The 1,881-nt window shown below is 59.2% G+C and carries 3 protein-coding genes and 1 pseudogene; all 4 read right to left on the bottom strand.

The features are described 5' to 3' along the window. Positions 1-50 precede the first annotated feature (50 nt). Positions 51-431, bottom strand: a complete 381-nt coding sequence (locus H9627_RS14045) for a capsid cement protein (RefSeq protein WP_191734635.1) — start codon at positions 429-431, stop codon at positions 51-53. Positions 432-457: 26 nt separating this feature from the next. Next, positions 458-1,357, bottom strand: a complete 900-nt coding sequence (locus H9627_RS14050) for a major capsid protein (protein WP_191734636.1) — start codon at positions 1,355-1,357, stop codon at positions 458-460. Positions 1,358-1,360: 3 nt separating this feature from the next. After that, positions 1,361-1,594, bottom strand: a complete 234-nt coding sequence (locus H9627_RS14055; protein WP_191734637.1) for a hypothetical protein — start codon at positions 1,592-1,594, stop codon at positions 1,361-1,363. A 2-nt stretch (positions 1,595-1,596) separates the two neighbouring features. After that, positions 1,597-1,881, bottom strand: a pseudogene (locus tag H9627_RS14285) (hypothetical protein); the annotation flags it as partial.

Here is a 1,881-nt window from a genome sequence, read left to right on the forward strand (position 1 = left end):
AGGGTGATCTTCTGGTTCAGGGGGCGATCTGGGGTGGTCATGATTGCTCCTTAGTTGGCCAGTGAGATCAGGGCGTCGGTGGCGTCGGCGGCATCGTCCACGGCGTAACCAACGGTGATCCCGGTGGTGGCTGGGATGGCTTTACCGGCGGGCCCCACTTCAACGGCTGTGCCTGCGGTGATGGTGGCACCTGCGGTGACAGTGACGACGCGGGATGAGCCACGGGCGACACCAACGAGGGCACCGGCTTTAGCGTCGTACTTGGCGACACCTGCGGTAGCTGAGCCGGCGGTGGCGGTCTCGACAACGATGTTGCCACCCTTGAGTGGGCCAGCTATTGCGACGAAAGTCTTGCCGACGACAGCGGTGTCGGCGACGGCGGTGAGGTCAGTTCCGGGGGTGAAACGGTCCTGCATGATGTTCTGATACATGGGTGTTTTCCTTTCTCGAGGTGTGGTTATGGTCCGACGATGCCGCGGATGACACCGATAGCAGCGGGGGTGGTGATGCCCATGACTGGCATGCACCATCCCTGGGTCCAGGTCTGGCGGTGTTCTGGGTCGTCCCAGTTGGTGACAGTCAGGCCCTCCTCGTATCGGATGAAGCCGGCCTGGGCAGGGTCAACGAGATACGCCTCGTTGAAGGGCATCTGGTTGGAACTGACCAGCTCGAGTCCGAAGTCAGAAAGCATGGCGTTCATGTTGGTGCCGTAGGCGATACGGAGATTGGCGCGGGTGTCGGGGTGGACCAGCAGCTTCTTATACACGATGCCCATGTCGAGGTTGTCCGCGTGGGCGATGATCTTTGCGAGATCAGCCGTTGGGCGTTCCTGCGGGGCGGTGATGGTGTCGGGGGCACCGTCGAGGATGATGTTGTCCCACCCTGCGGTTGAGCCGAGTTCCACCACATCGCCGGCAGTGATAGCAGCATCGATGGTTTCAATGGCGCGCTGGTTGAGTTTGCGGCTGATGGTGTTAGCCAGGCGGGTGACGTCGTTGTCAAAGTCAATCGACTGGTTACGCTTACGGGCTTCATGGGAGGTGGCGAACTTGCCGCCGAAGTCCATCACGCGGGCAAGCTGGGATTCCGGGCGGGTGGAGTAGAGCACCGGGTATTCATCACCGGGCTGGCGGTCGGCGACATCGTTGTCAGTGTAGAGGTGCTTCTCGGTGATCTTGGAATAAATCACGGTGCCTCCGGAGACTTCACCGCCCTGGGCGAAGACGCTGTCAACGATGAGGTTCTTCTCTGCGAGTTCAGCGACGCGCTGTTCGATGATCGTTGGATCGTTAAGGGCCTGATCGACGGATAGGACACCGTTGTTCAGCTCGGCGGATGCGGGGTAGAAAGATGACATGGGTTAGTTTCCCTTCTCGAGGTTGGTCTGTTCGATGATGAGGTTGTTCATCGTGGCGAAGCCATGGAGCCATGCGGCCAGGTGCGAGGGGTCCTTGTATGCAGGGACATCACCGCCGAAGGCATGGGGGTTTTCCAGGGTGTAAACAATCTCGTCGGTTGATGGGTTGAGGTGTTCATCATTGGGGAAGAACTGCTGTAGTGCTGAGGATGGAAGGGCAATGATTCGAGGTGCCATGGTTAGGCCGCCTTTCGTTGGTAAAGGGTTTTCAGCGATTCCAGGTCTGTGACTGCGGGCCACGACGCCCCAAGGAGAGCCAAGCCGGTGAGCACGAAACGGTGAGTCACAGAATTGGTGTGGAAGTTGAATGTCGCTTCAATGCTGCGTTGTGGATACGAGGTGACCATGATCTCTGCGAGCCATGCGGGTACGTCTACGAGGTCACCGCGTAGGGTGTTGCCAGCATCAGCGAGCCGAATGTTTTCAACATGGCCTAAAGCCGGGGCACCGTCTCCAAGTGGAGA

The sequence above is a fragment of the Corynebacterium gallinarum genome, from assembly GCF_014837045.1.
Classification (GTDB): domain Bacteria; phylum Actinomycetota; class Actinomycetes; order Mycobacteriales; family Mycobacteriaceae; genus Corynebacterium; species Corynebacterium gallinarum.